The following is a 14,069-nucleotide window of genomic DNA, read 5'->3' on the forward strand; positions in this document are numbered from 1 at the left end:
GTACGCCCACCACAGCCCGAACACTCACTCATCCGCGCCAGAACACACTCGTACGCTGTTCCGCGGCAGCTGTTCACAACCCCCTGCAGTACCGCTTTGACGGGAGAGAAGACGCCCCAGTCCTGATCCTGGGTCCCTCACTCGGCACGACCTGGCACAGGTGGTCAGAACCGTCTCCTGACGTCCACGCAGTCCAGGACGATGCCGTTTACGCAGGTGGGGGCCTTGCGGTCCAGGTGCGTCGATGGTGTTTGTGATGGCTGCACGTAACTGGCTGGGCAACGCGTTGGACGCGGCGAAGCGGAGCCAGATCATGTTCATGGATCGCGACGACATCCTGAACCAGTTCGTGGTGACCAACCTGCCGCTTCCCGTAGGTGTACTGCCAGGTGCGATGCCATCCGGTGGTACCGCGGAAGCGCCATTCTGACGCGCTGACGCAGCTTCAATCGACCTGTTTCCGGGTCCTGGGCGGGTCATCGTGTGGAGTGCGTCGTGATGCCTGAATCTTTGGGGAGTCGGCTCTTAACGCTTCCGTCGACGTCCGCCCTTACTGACAGGTGCTCGGCCAGTAGCCGGCGTGCCCGCTGTGGCCGTGTCCGTCTGCGGACCGGGCCGGTCTGCCGAGACGACCAGGGCGGCGAGGAGCGTGGTGACCGGCACCGAGGCCACCAGGCCGATCGAGCCCACCAGCGTGCGCACGATCTCTTCGGCGACCAGCTCGCTGTTGGCGACCGTAGTCACGCCGCTCTGGGCGATGGAGAAGAGGAGCAGCAGCGGCAGCGCGGCGCCCGCGTAGGCGAGGACGAGGGTGTTGACGACGGAGGCGATGTGGTCGCGGCCGATGCGGATGCCTGCCCGGTACAGTCCGCGCCAGCCCATCGTGGGGTTGGCGTCGTGCAGTTCCCAGACGGCCGATGTCTGCGTCACGGTGACATCGTCGAGCACGCCGAGGGAGCCGATGATGACGCCGGCGAGCAGCAGACCGCTCATGTCGAGCTTCGGATACAGGCCGTGGATCAGGCCGGTGCTGTCGTCGGTGTTGCCGGTGAGGGCGGCCCAGCCGATGAACGCGGAACCCAGGATGCCGATCAGTGCCAGCGAGAGCAGGGTGCCGAGCACGGCCACCGAGGTGCGGGCCGACAGGCCGTGGCACATGTACAGGGCGAGCAGCATGATGGCGCTCGAGCCGACCACCGCCACGAGCAGCGGGTTCGAGCCCTGCAGGACGGCCGGCAGGACGAAGAAGTTCAGTACCAGGAAGCTGATGGCCAGCGCGACCAGCGCCATCACGCCGCGCAGCCGGCCCACGATCACGACGGCGAGTGCGAAGATGCCGGCCAGCAGGCCCATCGGGAAGCGCCGGTTGACGTCGGCGACCGAGTACTGCAGGTCTTTGGGCGCGGAGGGTTCGTAGGCGGTGACGACCTTCTCGCCCTGGTGAAGCTGCCGTGCCTGGTCGGGCTGCACGATCTCGGTGAAGGTACGGCCCTTGTCCTTGCCGGAGTCGACCCGGATCGTGGCCTTGTGGCAGGTGCCGTTCGCTTCCTGCTGTGCCGAGTTGCCCTCGGCGGTGGAGGTGTCGCCGGTGGGAGTCTCGCCGGAGGCGTTCACCGACTTGCAGCTCACCTCGACGACTTTGGTGACCGTCGCCTGCTGGGTCTGCTGGTCGAAGCCGACACCGGTGCGCTTGTGCGGCGGGGCTCCGCCCGGCCAGAGCACGACGAGCCCCACCACGACCGCGGCGGTGAAGGGGATCAGGATCGCCGCGATGACCTTGCGGAGGTGCCGGGAGACCGGTGCGGCGGGCCCGTGGCTGTGACTGTGGCCGTGCGAGTGGCCGTGTCCGTGACCGCCGGCTCCCGCTTCGGGGCTGTGACCGGAGCCATGTTCGGCGGCGGTCGCTGGTGTGTGCCCGTGGCCTGTCGCCTGAGAGAGGGGGAGGTGGCCCGCGCTGGCATCGGGTCCGTAGCCGGGGTGAGGTATCGACTCTGGAGGATTCCCGTACCCGTAGTCGTGGCCGTACTCGCTCGTGCGACCACCTCTGGGTCGGGGCGGGTCGCCGACCCGGTTCCAGTCTCCGGCGCTCTGCCGGTCAGCGGTTCCCATGCCGTCTCCCTCGCGGTTGTCCGTGCCCCCTCCGGAGCCGGTCCTGCGCGGCGGCTCTGAGGAAGATTACGGGAACGGTTGTGCCGTGGTCTCAGTCCGACCATCGCCAGAAGATCGAGCGTTCTGCTCATTACATCTGGATCATGAACTTCTTCATCGGCCACATTTTCCGCACCGCCCCCGGAGTGCGTGCCGCGAAACTCCCGTCGCCATTGGAGGGGCACGGCTCCTCTGCGGGTGTGCGGCAGGGCGCGAAGGGGGTTTGTTGGGCCGTAGATCCGTTCGCTCTCGGGGCTGGAGAGCCTTTGCGGTGCGTTCCCAGCGCGGGTGGCCAGAGGCGGTGCGGCGGTGCTCGGCCGGCTGACGTCATTGGGCTCGTCGAGGGTGCCGCAGACGCTGGACAACGGTGAAAGGAGCGCTTGCGGTTGCTGTGCGGTCCCGGAAGGGAGTTCAGGCTGATCAGCAGAATGAGCCCCATCACGGAAGATGCTATCGAGACCCACCAGGGCCAACTCTGGACCCAACGCCTGGCCAGCACGCGCCGACCCCCATGAGGGGACCAACCGCATTGCATGGAGAAGCAAAGAATTCGGCTCGGTACTGCCCGGTAGGACCCGTTCTGGTCTACGTTCCCCTCGCGTCCTGTCATGTCACGCTCACCCGGCGTCCAGGGCGTTGTGAGTGTCATGCTCCTGACTGCGCGGTTCCACCGCCGCTACGCGCAATCACGGGCCTGCCCATCCAGTGCGATACCCCACGTCAACGGAGGCAGTACCCCATGCGTGAGTCACACCCGAGCGGGCGGAGACGGAGTCTGCGAAGACTCGTCACCGTCGCCTTCCCCGCCCTCGCTCTGACGGTCGCCGGATTCACCGCCGCACCGACGGCGGGCGCCCAGCCTGCCGCGACCCACCCTCAGACCTCCAAGGTCACGCAGAACGCCAAGGCGCTGACCGCCCCCGAGCGGCAGACCTACCACTCCACCGGCAAGGCCGGCCAGAAGGTGCCGACCCAGCACCTGTGCGCCACCGCCGAGCCAGGTCATGCGTCCTGCTTCGCCCAGCGCCGCACGGACATCGAGCAGCGGCTCGCCTCGGCGGTCGCCGCCGCGCCCTCGGGCCTGTCCCCGGCCAACCTGCACAGCGCCTACAACCTGCCCACCACGGCAGGTTCGGGCATGACCGTCGGCATCGTCGACGCCTACAACGACCCCAACGCCGAGTCGGACCTGGCCACTTACCGCTCCACCTACGGCCTGTCGTCCTGCACCAAGGCCAACGGCTGCTTCAAGCAGGTCAGCCAGACCGGCTCCACCACCTCGCTGCCGACCAACGACAGCGGTTGGGCCGGCGAAGAGATGCTCGACATCGACATGGTCAGTGCGGTCTGCCCGAACTGCAGCATCATCCTGGTCGAGGCCAACTCCGCGAGCATGGCCGACCTCGGCGCCGCCGAGAACGAGGCCGTCTCGCTCGGCGCCAAGTTCGTCTCCAACAGCTGGGGCGGCTCCGAGTCCTCCTCGCAGACCAGCGACGACACTTCGTACTTCAAGCACCCGGGTGTCGCGATCACCGTCTCCTCGGGTGACTCCGCCTACGGTGCCGAGTACCCGGCGACCTCCCAGTACGTGACGGCCGTCGGCGGCACCGCGCTCACCACCGCCTCCAACTCCCGCGGCTGGAGCGAGTCGGTGTGGCACACCAACTCCACCGAGGGCACCGGCTCCGGCTGCTCGGCCTACGACCCGAAGCCGGCCTGGCAGACCGACACCGGTTGCAGCAAGCGCATGGAGGCCGACGTCTCCGCGGTCGCCGACCCGGCCACCGGCGTGGCGGTCTACGACACCTACGGCGGCTCCGGCTGGGCGGTCTACGGCGGCACCAGCGCCAGCTCGCCGATCATCGCGAGCGTGTACGCCCTCGCGGGCACCCCCGGCTCCACCGACTACCCGGCGAAGTACCCGTACTCCCACACCGGCAACCTGTACGACGTGACCAGCGGCAACAACGGCAGCTGCTCCCCGTCCTACTTCTGCACCGCGGGCACCGGCTACGACGGCCCGACCGGCTGGGGCACCCCGAACGGCACCGCCGCCTTCACCTCCGGCACCACGGGCGGCAACACGGTGACGGTCACCAACCCCGGCAGCCAGTCCACCACGACCGGCGGCTCGGTCAGCCTGCAGATCAAGGCCACCGACAGCGGCGGCGCCTCGCTCACCTACAGTGCCACGGGCCTGCCGACCGGCCTGTCCATCAACAGCTCCACGGGCCTGATCTCGGGTACGGCGTCCACCGCGGGCACCTACCAGGTCACGGTCACCGCGAAGGACTCCACCGGCGCCTCCGGCTCGACCTCCTTCACCTGGACGGTCGGATCCGGCGGGGGCGGCTGTTCCTCCGCCCAGCTGCTGGCCAACCCGGGCTTCGAGTCGGGCAACACCGGCTGGAGCGCGACCAGCGGTGTCATCACCAACGACTCTGGTGAGGCGGCGCACGGCGGCTCGTACTACGCCTGGCTGGACGGCTACGGCTCCTCGCACACCGACACGCTGTCCCAGTCGGTGACGATCCCGGCCGGCTGCAAGGCCACGCTCACCTTCTACCTGCACATCGACACCGCCGAGACCACCAGCAGCACTCAGTACGACAAGCTGACGGTGACCGCCGGTTCGACCACCCTCGCGACGTACTCGAACCTCAACCACAACTCCGGGTACGCGCAGAAGACCTTCGACCTGTCCTCGCTGGCGGGCCAGACGGTCACCCTGAAGTTCAACGGCGTGGAGGACTCCTCCCTCCAGACCAGCTTCGTCGTGGACGACACCGCCCTGACGACCAGCTGATCTTCCGGTACGGCCTACCCCGCGCGCGGAAGCCGTCCGCGTGCGGGGTAGGCCGTACCCACCTGCTCGTTGCAGAACGCCATGAGCCGGTGCCGCCGCCCGCCCGTCGTTCAGAGTGGCGGAAGGCGCGTGCGAAACCGGGCACAGATTCGGGCTGCGTCGCTGGCGCGCCCGTTGTGAGCCCCTGGCGTGCCGGGTCACCAACTGCTGTTGGTCACGCCAGGGAGCTCGCCCGCGTGGGCCATCTCGCGTGCGCGGATGCGGGACAGGCCGAAGGCGCGCAGGTAGCCGCGGGGGCGGCCGTCCACGGAGTCGCGATTGCGCAGGCGGGTGGCGCTGGCGTCGCGGGGATGCCGGCGTAGTTCCCGCTGGGCGGCGGCGCGGTCCTCGTCGGAGCTTCCGGGGAACGCGATGATCGCCTTCAATGCGGCGCGGCGCGCGGCGTACCGGGCCACGATGAGGCGCCGCCGGTCGTTCTTCGCGATCTTGCTCTTCTTCGCCATCAGGCCTTCCCTCCACGGGCGCGGATGCGGGCCACCGCGGCCGCGATGCCGATCGTGTCGACCGTCTTGACGCCCTTGGCGGAGAGGGTGAGCCGGACGTGCCGGCCTTCGCTCGGCAACCAGTACCGCTTGCTCTGGATGTTGGGGTCGAAACGGCGCTTGCTGCGCCGGTGCGAGCGGGAGATGTGATGGCCGAAGCCGAGCTGTCGGCCGGTGAGTTGGCAGTGGGCGGACATGGCTGTTCCTCCTTGGGGTGGATGCAGCAGCACACTAGCGCCAGATGAAAATGAAAACCAATCTCTTGTATGGTGCTGTCCATGGCCCGTAACGAACTGCGCCCGATCATCAAGCTGAGGTCCACCGCCGGCACCGGCTACACCTACGTGACGCGCAAGAACCGCCGTAACAACCCCGACCGTCTGACGCTGCGCAAGTACGACCCGGTCGCCGGCCGCCACGTCGACTTCCGTGAGGAGCGCTGAGAGCCGTGAAGCCCGGAATCCACCCCGAGTACCGCCCGGTCGTCTTCCGCGACCGGGCCGCCGACTACGCCTTCCTCACCCGGTCCACGGCCACGAGCGACAAGACCGTCGAATGGGAGGACGGCAACACCTACCCGGTCATCGACGTCGAGATCTCCTCGGCGAGCCACCCCTTCTACACCGGCACCCAGCGGGTCCTGGACACCGCGGGGCGGGTCGAGCGCTTCGAGCGACGCTACGGACGCGGACGGAGCAAGCCGTGAACCGGGACGAGGCGCGGCTGCCCGTGGCGATCGTCGGCGGGTTGCACGCGGACGCCCGCCGGGCCGCCGTCGAGGAGGTCCTGCGTACGGTCCCCGGATCGGTCGCGCTGCACCACGATCTGACGTCCGCCGTGGACAGCGCGGTGCGCCGGACGGTGCGCGACGTCGACGGTCTGCTGGGCAGTGGCGACGCACCCCTGGTGAATGACTGCGCGTGCTGCGCGCTGCGCGAGGATCTCGTCCCCGAACTGCTGCGGCTCGCAGCGGAGGGAAGGTGCCGGCTGGCGGTCGTGGAATTGTGGGACTCCGTCGAGCCCCAGGCCATGGCCGGAGTCATCGCCGCCGCGGGCGCACCGCTGGCCCTGACCGGGGTCGCCACCGCGGTCGACCCCGCACTCGTCCTGCCGTACCTGTCCAACGGCGACGACCTGGCCGACGTCGGTCTCGCCGCCGCGCCGACCGACCAGCGCACGGTCGCTGACACCTTCGCCCGGCAACTGGAGTACCCCACGGTGATCGCCCTCGGCGACGACGATTCTTGCGACGAGGTCGCCGACGACACCGACCACGCGCTGCTCGCCCAGCTCACACCAGGCGCACGAAGCGTACGGGTGGGGAGCGACGGTGCCCTGGGGGCAGCGCTGTTGGCGGGTTTCAGCGTGGCAGCGGCCGCCGCCCGCGTGCATCCTGCGTGCGCGCTGCTGCCGCAGTCGTGCGACGAGCACGGAGTGAGCACCTTCCTCTGGCGGCGCGAACGGCCCTTCCATCCGCAGCGCCTGTACGCGGCGCTTGAGGACCTCACCTGCGCCGCCGCGCGCAGCCGGGGGCGATTCTGGCTGGCGGACCGCCCCGACACCCTGCTGTCCTGGGACGCCGCCGGCGGCGCGCTGTGCGTGGAGTCGGCCGGGCCTTGGCTGGCAGCTCTGCCCGACGCCGCCTGGGAGATGGTGCCCGCCGAGCGCCGCCTCGCCGCCTCCGTGGACTGGCACCCGGCACACGGCGACCGCTGCCAGTACCTCACCTTCACCTCGCCCGGCCTAGACCGCGACGGCCTGCAGGCCCTGCTCGACTCATGCCTGCTCACCGACGACGAGTACGCGGCGGGCAGGGACCGCTGGAAGCAACTCCCGCACGCCTTTGACGGCTTGCTCGACCCCGTGACCTGAAAGAGAGGACCGACCTCCCCATGACCCGACGCACAAGCATCCAGCGTCAGACTGCCAAGCGTCAGCGCACCAACCCGCTGGACGCCGCCGGCATCACCTACTTCGACTACAAGGACACCGACTTGCTGCGGAAGTTCATCTCCGACCGCGGAAAGATCCGCAGCCGTCGGGTGACCCACGTGACGCGTCAGCAGCAGCGGCAGATAGCGCAGGCCATCAAGAACGCACGCGAGATGGCGCTCCTGCCCTACGGCTCCCGATAGGGCGATGGCCATGTGCGGGAGGCAGCAGAACCACCGTGGCTTCTGATTGTCCTACCGGGCGGTCTCGGAGGCGCTGGCACCTTCCGTTACGCCCTGTACCGGTAGCGGATCCGGCCGCGGGTGAGGTCGTAGGGGCTGAGTTCCACGAGCACTCGGTCGTACGGGAGGATCTTGATGCGGTTCTTCCGGATCTTCCCGCTGATGTGGGCGAGCACCGTGTGCCCGTTCTGGAGCTCCACCTTGAAGGTGGCATTGCGCAGGCACTCGACGACGGTGCCTTCGGCTTCCACGCCCCCTGCTGCCTTTGTCATGGTCTCTCACTTCTCCCGTTCTGTGACGGCGAATTCGGTAGGAAACGTTCGTTCGGTGCGATGTGGCGGCGCGTCAGTGGCGGACGAGTTCCAGGGTGCTGGCCGCGCGCCGGGCACCGACGCTCTCGAACAGGGCGGTGGCCGCCGCGTTGGACTCGTTCACCTCGGCCCATGCCGAAGAGGTCCCGGAGTGGTGCAGTGAACCCAGGGCGTGGGCCAGCAGCGCCCGGGCGATGCCGCGGCGGTGTCTGTCGGTCCGGACGGCGATCAACCCGATCCGTGGCTGCCGGGTCAGCGGGGCCACCCTGACCAGTCCCACGTACTGGTCCAAGTGCCTTGCCACCGTGTATTTCGACGGATCGAGCACGGTGGTCCCCGCAGGGCGGGGCAGCACCTCGGCCGGCATCGTCCGCCATCCGACGGTGGCCTCGACCTCGTCGCGGATGAGGCGGTCCAGGGCGCGCAGCGGGCCCTCCTCCGCCTCACCGGCGGGCACAATCGCCACGCCAGACGGCGGCCGCACCGAGCCGAGCCCGGTGACCTGCGGATCGGTGGGCACGAAATAGCCCCACTCGCGGCGTGCGGTGGCGAAGCCGGCCCGCTCCCAGGCGGACCTCGAGTCGTGGTCGGCCTCGTCGACGACCGTGTACAGCGGTGTCGGCAGGTCCGCCAGCATCGCGTCGGCGATGCGGTCGAAGACCGCGCCGTGCCACGCGTCGATGCATACGAAAAGCCGCCCGTCGGGCCGACGCGAAGCGACGCCGCGGCCGACCGTCAAGTCGTCCTCCACAGCGTGCCACTGCGTTTCCGAGACCCGCGTGACCACAACCGGATGGTGGTCCGTGCCCGGAGTGGAATGCACAAAATTCATAGGTGTTGCCTCTCATGAGTGCCTTGTTGGAGGCGCTCCCGGCGACACCTACGTCAATCGCCCACCGTGACGACATGGGGGAGCACCCACATGGATACAGCCTTCATGGGTCTCACCTCCTCGCGTTCTCTCACGGCTGCCCAGACGCTATCAGCGGGGGCCGGTCAGCCCAACGCATTTATCCGGAGCTCTTGGTGTCCATACCGGGCCGGGCGGCGCCGTGGCTGTGTTCGCCGCCCGGCCCGGGGTCCTCAGGGTCCCGCCGCCACGAGTTCGGGATGCTCATGCTCGCAGGTGTCGTCGATGCCGTAGGTGTCCCAGGTGGGGAACGGGTCCGTGGGCCGCAGGTTCTCGCCGTCGGCCATGAGGCAGTCGGTCAGGGCCGTGTGCAGCGCATCCGCGTGCAGGTGCGTGCCGATAAAAACCAGTTCCTGGCACTCGGGGCTCTCGGTGTCGCGTGCGGCGGACGGTTCGAAGCGTGCGACGGAGCCGGCCTGTGACCACAGGCCCGTCACGTGCGGGCGGCTGGAGAGGGTGAAGAAGCCCTTGGAGCGCAGGCTCTGTCCGTATGCGCCGCTGTCGAGTTCCTCCGTCACACGAGGGTGGCGCCTTCGTCGCGGGCGAAGGCGAAGGTCGCGGCGACCGGCATGGGTTCGGAGATGCCGGACGACTCGATGAGCTGGTGGTCGAAGCGGCCCTCGCGGGCCAGCCGGTCGGCCTCCTGAAGCAGGTCGTCGCGCAGGGTGCAGCAGATGCGGCCGTTGGTCATCTCGACCAGGCGTTCCTCGGTGCGCGACAGGGCCGCCTCGCCGCCCCGCACCAGGGCGGCGTCGATGTCGACCTCGCTCATGTCATTGACGATCACCGCGACACGCAGTCCCTCGCGGTTGCCGAGGACGTGGTTGAGGAGGGTGGTCTTGCCCGCGCCGAGGAATCCGGACAAGACGGTGACGGGCAGTCGGCCGGAGGGATCGGACGGCATCAACGCTCAGCCCTCGGGGCGCAGCAGACCGCGCTCGTAAGCCTTCACCAGGCGCTGCGGTACCAGGTACGACACTCCGTCGACGGTGACCGGTACGAGCGCTGGCGTGGTCGCCTTCCACTGGGCGCGTCGGTGGCGGGTGTTGCTGCGGGACATCTTCCGCTTGGGAACGGCCATGGGAGTCCTCCTGGTTGGGATGGCGAGTAAAGGCTACATGAAAATGAACACCATTACGAAGTTGAAAAGTTCATGGTTCCCTGAATTCAGGAATCTGTGTACCGTTGACGGTGTGCTGACTGTTGCCTCCGACATCGAGGTCCTGGTCCGGTTCGGCCGGGCGCTCGCCGACCCGATCCGCTGCCGCATCCTGCTCGCCCTGCGCGAAGCACCCGCCTACCCCGCCGACCTCGCCGACGCGCTGGACATCTCGCGCACCAGGCTGTCCAACCACCTCGCCTGCCTGCGCGACTGCGGCCTGGTCGTCACCGTCCCCGACGGCCGCCGCACCCGCTACGAACTCGCCGACGAACGCCTCGGCCACGCGCTCGACGACCTGCGCACGGCCGTGGTCGCCGTCGAGGGCGACCGCACATGCGCCGACGCCGACGACAAGGGGTGCTGCTGACCATGAGCGCAGAGACATCCATCTCCCTGGGCCCCGACCCGGCCAGGCGCGGTGTGCTTGCCCGGCGGATACGGCTCTTGGTCGCCGCGACCATCACCTACAACGCCGTCGAGGCGGCCGTCGCCCTCACGGCCGGGACCCTGGCTTCGTCCACCGCGCTGATCGGTTTCGGCCTCGACTCCGTCATCGAGGTTTCCTCCGCCGCCACCGTCGCCTGGCAGTTCTCCGCCCGTGAGCACGCGGTGCGCGAGGCCCGCGAGAAGACCGCGTTGCGAATCATCGCGCTGTCGTTCTTCGCGCTCGCCGCCTACGTCACCGTCGATGCCGTACGGGCCCTGACCGGCACAGGTGAGGCCACGCGCTCCCTGCCCGGGATCGTGCTCGCTGCCCTCTCGCTCGTGGTCATGCCGGTCCTGTCGGCGGCCCAGCGCAGCACCGGACGGGAACTCGGCTCCGCGTCGGCCGTGGCCGACTCCAAGCAGACCCTGCTGTGCACCTATTTGTCGGCGGTCCTGCTGGTGGGCCTGCTCGTCAACGCCGTGTTCGGCTGGTCGTGGGCCGATCCGCTCGCAGCCCTGGTCATCGCCGCGGTCGCGGTGAAGGAGGGGCGCGACGCGTGGCGTGGGGAGGGGTGCTGCGCAACGCCGTCGGCCGTCGCGCCGGGCGCGGACCGGCGGGAGGCGGATGGTTGCGGTTGTGCTCCGGGGTGCGACTGCTGCACTTGACGGAGAACACTCCGGAGAGCGAGTGGCGCGGGCGTTCACCGGCGCTCGTCCGCCTCCGGCCCTCGGCCGCAGTCCGGGCACACCCCGGACAGCTCCACCGTGTGCCGGACCTTTGTGAACCCGGAGGTTTGCGCGATGGCGTCGGCCCAGTCCTCCACCGGGCCGGAGTTGACGGGCCGGCTCAGGCCGCATTCGGTGCAGATGAGGTAGTGGCGGTGTTCGGGTCCCGGGCGGTAGCGGAAGAGGCGTTCACCGCTGGTGTCGCGCACCATGTCGGCACGGCCGACGGAGGCCAGGGCGGTCAGCGTGCGGTAGACCGTGGACAGGCCGACCGGTGAGCCGGCGGCGGCGAGCTGGTTGTGAAGGGCTTGGGCGCCGACGAAGGCGTCGGCCCGGATGAGCGCCTCGACCACGACGGTGCGTTGCTGGGTGAGGCGGCCGATCATCGTGACGTCGTGCGACGGTGTGGGGGTCCACTGGCGGTCGGGTGCCATGGGGTGCCTTCGCTCATGTGCCGGTGGGGGCGGCGGTGTGCGTACCAGCCGTACGAGGATCGGAGGCGGGCCGTCGTATCAGGAACGTCGCGGCGTAGACAGCTGTGGCGGCAGCCATGATGGCGAAGCTCGGCGGCATCTTCGGCACCGCATACGAGGCGAACAGCCCCGCCCACATCTCCAGCACCGCCAGGCCGGCGGAGAGGGCCAGTGCCCGGTAGGGGCGGTCGGTAACCCGGATCGCGGCGCCCGCCGGGGCGGCGAGCAGGCCGAGCAGGAGCAGGGAACCGACCGCCTGGGTGGCCTCGGCGGCGCTGATCCCGGCCAGGGCGAGGAAGCCGTAGCCGAGCAGCCGGACCGGTACCCCGCGGGCTGCGGCCACGGCCTCGTCGAGCGTGGCGAACAGCAGCGGCCGGCCGATGAGGACCACCAGCAGGCCGACCCCGGCTGCCACCAGAGCGGCGACGACCGCGCTGCCGGAGGAGATGCCGAAGACGGAGCCGAACAGCACACTCACCCCAGCGGTGCCGTTCGTGGTGCTGCGCGAGGTCGTGTAGAGCGTGATGAAGAACGCGCCTAGGCCCAGGATCCAGGAGAAAACGCTCCCTATGACCACGTCGTCGGGTCGCGCCTTGCGGCCGAGGGTGCCGAAGAGCAGCGCCATGGCGATGGTGGCGGCGAACAGCCCGAGGCGAAGGTCGGCGCCGAAGGCGAGGGCCGCCATCGAGCCGGTGAAGGCGACGTGGCTGAGCGCGTCGCCGGTGAAGACCTGGGCCCGCAACACCAGGAAGTAGCCGACCAGCCCGCAGGCGGCGGCGATGGCGGTACCGGCGAGGAAGGCGTGAAGGAAGAACGGGTGGGACAGCGGGGACGCGGCGAGCAGGACGGTCATGCGACCACCTCCTTGGCAGCGGGCGTGGCCCCGGCCCGGGTGCGACCGAGTACCTCGCGCAGCGAGCGCCGGCCCAGCGCGAGCAGGTATCCGGCGAAGGCGATGGTCGTCACGAAGAAACCCAGCGGGTAGGGCGAGTAGTAGGCGGCGGTCAGCCCCAGCCAGGTCGCGGCGAAGGCCAGCAGGACGGACAGGGCGAGGCTCGACGCCGGGCGGGCGGTGAGGACTTGCGCGGTGGCGGCCGGGATCACCATGAGGGCGAAGACCAGGAGGGTCCCGGTGATCTGGCTCGCCTCGGCGGTGGCCGCACCGAGCAGGACGAGGAAGACCACCGACAGGGCGCGGACTGGCACTCCGCGGCCGGCGGCGACCTGCGGGTCGACGGAGGCGAACAGCAGCGGCCGCCCGATCAGCGCCAGGACCGCGAGCACCACCGCACCGACCACCGTCAGCACGGTCACCTGGGAAGAGGTGATGCCCAGGAAGGTGCCGAAGAGGATGGTCTGCGGCCCCTCCAGCAGCCCCCGGTACAGGGCGGTGAACAGGAACCCGGACGCGAGCAGGAACGCCTGCACCGTCCCGGTCAGCGCGGATTCCTCGTGCTCACCGCCGCCCCGCAGGGCCGCGATGACCAGCGCGGCGGCTACACAAAGCGTGAAGTAGCCGTAGACCGCGCTGAACCCGAGCAGGAGCGCCCCGGCGGCGCCGGGGAAGGCGACGGCGGAGACGGTGTGCGCGGCGAACGTCTGCCGCCGCAGCACCACGAACCAGCCCACGACAGCGGAGACCGCGGCCACGACCGCGCCGGCGCGGAACGCGTTGACCATGAAGGGGTAGGACCACATGTCCTGGAAGTCGGTCAGGAGGTTCCACGACCAGGTTGGTGCCCCCGTCTCAGCGAGCATCATGATCGCTCCCCGGGGTGTCGTGCCGGTCGGTGTGCACCGCGGGCGCCTCCGGCTGGCCCACGACGACCAGCCGACCGTCCGAGGTGCGCAGCACCTCGACCGGAGTGCCGTACAGCCGGGTCAGCGTCTCGGAGGTGATGACCTCGGTCGGTGTGCCGGCGGCGGCCCCGCCCTCGGCCAGGTACACCACCCGGTCCAGGTGGTGCAGTATCGGGTTCACGTCATGGGCGACCATGACCACCGACACGCCCTCGTGATGGCAGATGCGCCCGATCAGCGCCGCGACGGCGCTCTGGTTGGGCAGGTCGAGGCTGTCCAACGGCTCGTCCAGCAAGAGCAGTTCGGGGCGTCGGACCAGTGCCTGGGCGATCAGCAGCCGCTGCTGCTCGCCGCCGGAACACTGCCCGATGGGCCGGTGCGCGTACGCCGACGCCCCGACCAGCTCGATCACCTCGTCCACCCGCGCACGGGCGGACCGCCGACGCGCGCTCGGGAACGGCAGCGGCACCCCCCACCGGTCACCGTCCAGGCCCATGCGCACCACATCGACACCGCGGATGCGCAGATTGGCGTCGAAGCTGCGCCGCTGCGGCAGATAACCGATGCGGTCGTTGGCCTGCCCGGGCCGGG

18 protein-coding genes and 1 pseudogene are annotated in these 14,069 nt (G+C 69.6%); 8 read left to right on the plus strand and 11 right to left on the minus strand.

From position 1 onward, the window contains the following. Positions 1-244: 244 nt before the first annotated feature. A complete protein-coding gene (locus AB0M27_RS43520) occupies positions 245-430 on the plus strand; it encodes a hypothetical protein (RefSeq protein WP_365731108.1) in 186 nt (61 codons plus the stop codon). Between the two features lie 95 nt (positions 431-525). Here the strand turns inward: AB0M27_RS43520 and AB0M27_RS43525 are convergent, their stop codons facing one another. Next, positions 526-2,109, minus strand: coding sequence for a YibE/F family protein (locus AB0M27_RS43525; protein WP_365731079.1), 1,584 nt, complete (start codon positions 2,107-2,109; stop codon positions 526-528). 778 nt (positions 2,110-2,887) lie between these two features. On the opposite strand from AB0M27_RS43525, the gene AB0M27_RS43530 reads away from it, so the two are divergent. Continuing rightward, positions 2,888-4,954 carry a putative Ig domain-containing protein gene (locus AB0M27_RS43530; RefSeq protein WP_365731081.1) on the plus strand — a complete coding sequence of 689 codons (2,067 nt, stop codon included), beginning with the start codon at positions 2,888-2,890 and terminating at the stop codon, positions 4,952-4,954. Between the two features lie 197 nt (positions 4,955-5,151). Here the strand turns inward: AB0M27_RS43530 and rpsN are convergent, their stop codons facing one another. Beyond that, positions 5,152-5,457, minus strand: coding sequence for a 30S ribosomal protein S14 (rpsN, locus tag AB0M27_RS43535; protein WP_365731083.1), 306 nt, complete (start codon positions 5,455-5,457; stop codon positions 5,152-5,154). Further along, entirely contained in the window at positions 5,457-5,693 is a 237-nt protein-coding gene (rpmB, locus tag AB0M27_RS43540) for a 50S ribosomal protein L28 (protein ID WP_365731085.1), read from the minus strand. The genes rpsN and rpmB overlap by 1 nt, the downstream gene beginning before the upstream one ends. Before the next feature lie 81 nt (positions 5,694-5,774). Here rpmB and rpmG point away from each other — a divergent pair, with 81 nt between their 5' ends. Genes rpmG through rpsR form a run of 4 tightly spaced genes read left to right on the plus strand, consistent with a single transcriptional unit; the run spans position 5,775 to position 7,631 of the window. Further along, entirely contained in the window at positions 5,775-5,939 is a 165-nt protein-coding gene (gene rpmG, locus AB0M27_RS43545; RefSeq protein WP_014150502.1) for a 50S ribosomal protein L33, read from the plus strand. Positions 5,940-5,944: 5 nt separating this feature from the next. Next, positions 5,945-6,202, plus strand: coding sequence for a type B 50S ribosomal protein L31 (locus AB0M27_RS43550; RefSeq protein WP_365731087.1), 258 nt, complete (start codon positions 5,945-5,947; stop codon positions 6,200-6,202). Further along, a complete protein-coding gene (locus AB0M27_RS43555) occupies positions 6,199-7,368 on the plus strand; it encodes a GTP-binding protein (RefSeq protein ID WP_365731089.1) in 1,170 nt (389 codons plus the stop codon). Before AB0M27_RS43550 ends, AB0M27_RS43555 begins: the two co-directional genes overlap by 4 nt. A gap of 20 nt (positions 7,369-7,388) precedes the next feature. Next, positions 7,389-7,631: a 30S ribosomal protein S18 gene (gene rpsR / locus AB0M27_RS43560; RefSeq protein ID WP_365731091.1), complete on the plus strand. Its 243-nt coding sequence runs from the start codon at positions 7,389-7,391 to the stop codon at positions 7,629-7,631. 86 nt (positions 7,632-7,717) lie between these two features. Here rpsR and infA read toward each other — a convergent pair whose 3' ends face one another. The 4 genes and pseudogenes from infA to rpmF form a co-directional block, all read right to left on the minus strand. Then, positions 7,718-7,942: a translation initiation factor IF-1 gene (infA, locus tag AB0M27_RS43565; RefSeq protein ID WP_361985672.1), complete on the minus strand. Its 225-nt coding sequence runs from the start codon at positions 7,940-7,942 to the stop codon at positions 7,718-7,720. 73 nt (positions 7,943-8,015) lie between these two features. Further along, positions 8,016-8,813 carry a GNAT family N-acetyltransferase gene (locus tag AB0M27_RS43570; protein ID WP_365731093.1) on the minus strand — a complete coding sequence of 266 codons (798 nt, stop codon included), beginning with the start codon at positions 8,811-8,813 and terminating at the stop codon, positions 8,016-8,018. 251 nt (positions 8,814-9,064) lie between these two features. Further along, positions 9,065-9,795 (minus strand): annotated as a pseudogene (locus AB0M27_RS43575) (GTP-binding protein). A gap of 6 nt (positions 9,796-9,801) precedes the next feature. Further along, positions 9,802-9,972 (minus strand): 50S ribosomal protein L32, encoded by a 171-nt coding sequence (rpmF, locus tag AB0M27_RS43580; protein WP_067052544.1) that lies wholly within the window; start codon positions 9,970-9,972, stop codon positions 9,802-9,804. A gap of 112 nt (positions 9,973-10,084) precedes the next feature. On the opposite strand from rpmF, the gene AB0M27_RS43585 reads away from it, so the two are divergent. Together AB0M27_RS43585 and AB0M27_RS43590 are read left to right on the plus strand one after the other, a co-directional pair. Then, positions 10,085-10,420 carry a metalloregulator ArsR/SmtB family transcription factor gene (locus AB0M27_RS43585; RefSeq protein ID WP_365731096.1) on the plus strand — a complete coding sequence of 112 codons (336 nt, stop codon included), beginning with the start codon at positions 10,085-10,087 and terminating at the stop codon, positions 10,418-10,420. Positions 10,421-10,422: 2 nt separating this feature from the next. Continuing rightward, positions 10,423-11,145, plus strand: coding sequence for a cation transporter (locus AB0M27_RS43590; RefSeq protein ID WP_365731098.1), 723 nt, complete (start codon positions 10,423-10,425; stop codon positions 11,143-11,145). A gap of 35 nt (positions 11,146-11,180) precedes the next feature. Here AB0M27_RS43590 and AB0M27_RS43595 read toward each other — a convergent pair whose 3' ends face one another. The 4 genes from AB0M27_RS43595 to AB0M27_RS43610 all read right to left on the minus strand — a co-directional run. Next, entirely contained in the window at positions 11,181-11,639 is a 459-nt protein-coding gene (locus AB0M27_RS43595; protein WP_365731100.1) for a Fur family transcriptional regulator, read from the minus strand. A gap of 13 nt (positions 11,640-11,652) precedes the next feature. Next, positions 11,653-12,531 (minus strand): metal ABC transporter permease, encoded by an 879-nt coding sequence (locus AB0M27_RS43600; protein WP_365731102.1) that lies wholly within the window; start codon positions 12,529-12,531, stop codon positions 11,653-11,655. Further along, a complete protein-coding gene (locus tag AB0M27_RS43605) occupies positions 12,528-13,439 on the minus strand; it encodes a metal ABC transporter permease (protein ID WP_365731104.1) in 912 nt (303 codons plus the stop codon). The genes AB0M27_RS43600 and AB0M27_RS43605 overlap by 4 nt, the downstream gene beginning before the upstream one ends. Then, positions 13,426-14,069, minus strand: a 644-nt coding sequence (locus tag AB0M27_RS43610; RefSeq protein ID WP_365731106.1) for an ATP-binding cassette domain-containing protein, incomplete at its 5' end; no start/stop codon positions are given. The genes AB0M27_RS43605 and AB0M27_RS43610, both read right to left, overlap by 14 nt.

Source organism: Streptomyces sp. NPDC052107 (assembly GCF_040680215.1).
Lineage (GTDB): Bacteria > Actinomycetota > Actinomycetes > Streptomycetales > Streptomycetaceae > Streptomyces.

Excerpts from the sequence above, each read along its gene's own strand:
- AB0M27_RS43520 (WP_365731108.1), top strand. The coding sequence starts at position 245 with ATGGTGTTTGTGATGGCTGCACGTAACTGGCTGGGCAACGCGTTGGAC.
- AB0M27_RS43525 (WP_365731079.1), bottom strand. The coding sequence starts at position 2,109 with ATGGGAACCGCTGACCGGCAGAGCGCCGGAGACTGGAACCGGGTCGGC.
- AB0M27_RS43530 (WP_365731081.1), top strand. The coding sequence starts at position 2,888 with ATGCGTGAGTCACACCCGAGCGGGCGGAGACGGAGTCTGCGAAGACTC.
- rpsN (WP_365731083.1), bottom strand. The coding sequence starts at position 5,457 with ATGGCGAAGAAGAGCAAGATCGCGAAGAACGACCGGCGGCGCCTCATC.
- rpmB (WP_365731085.1), bottom strand. The coding sequence starts at position 5,693 with ATGTCCGCCCACTGCCAACTCACCGGCCGACAGCTCGGCTTCGGCCAT.
- rpmG (WP_014150502.1), top strand. The coding sequence starts at position 5,775 with ATGGCCCGTAACGAACTGCGCCCGATCATCAAGCTGAGGTCCACCGCC.
- rpsR (WP_365731091.1), top strand. The coding sequence starts at position 7,389 with ATGACCCGACGCACAAGCATCCAGCGTCAGACTGCCAAGCGTCAGCGC.
- infA (WP_361985672.1), bottom strand. The coding sequence starts at position 7,942 with ATGACAAAGGCAGCAGGGGGCGTGGAAGCCGAAGGCACCGTCGTCGAG.
- AB0M27_RS43570 (WP_365731093.1), bottom strand. The coding sequence starts at position 8,813 with ATGAATTTTGTGCATTCCACTCCGGGCACGGACCACCATCCGGTTGTG.
- rpmF (WP_067052544.1), bottom strand. The coding sequence starts at position 9,972 with ATGGCCGTTCCCAAGCGGAAGATGTCCCGCAGCAACACCCGCCACCGA.
- AB0M27_RS43590 (WP_365731098.1), top strand. The coding sequence starts at position 10,423 with ATGAGCGCAGAGACATCCATCTCCCTGGGCCCCGACCCGGCCAGGCGC.
- AB0M27_RS43595 (WP_365731100.1), bottom strand. The coding sequence starts at position 11,639 with ATGGCACCCGACCGCCAGTGGACCCCCACACCGTCGCACGACGTCACG.
- AB0M27_RS43600 (WP_365731102.1), bottom strand. The coding sequence starts at position 12,531 with ATGACCGTCCTGCTCGCCGCGTCCCCGCTGTCCCACCCGTTCTTCCTT.
- AB0M27_RS43605 (WP_365731104.1), bottom strand. The coding sequence starts at position 13,439 with ATGATGCTCGCTGAGACGGGGGCACCAACCTGGTCGTGGAACCTCCTG.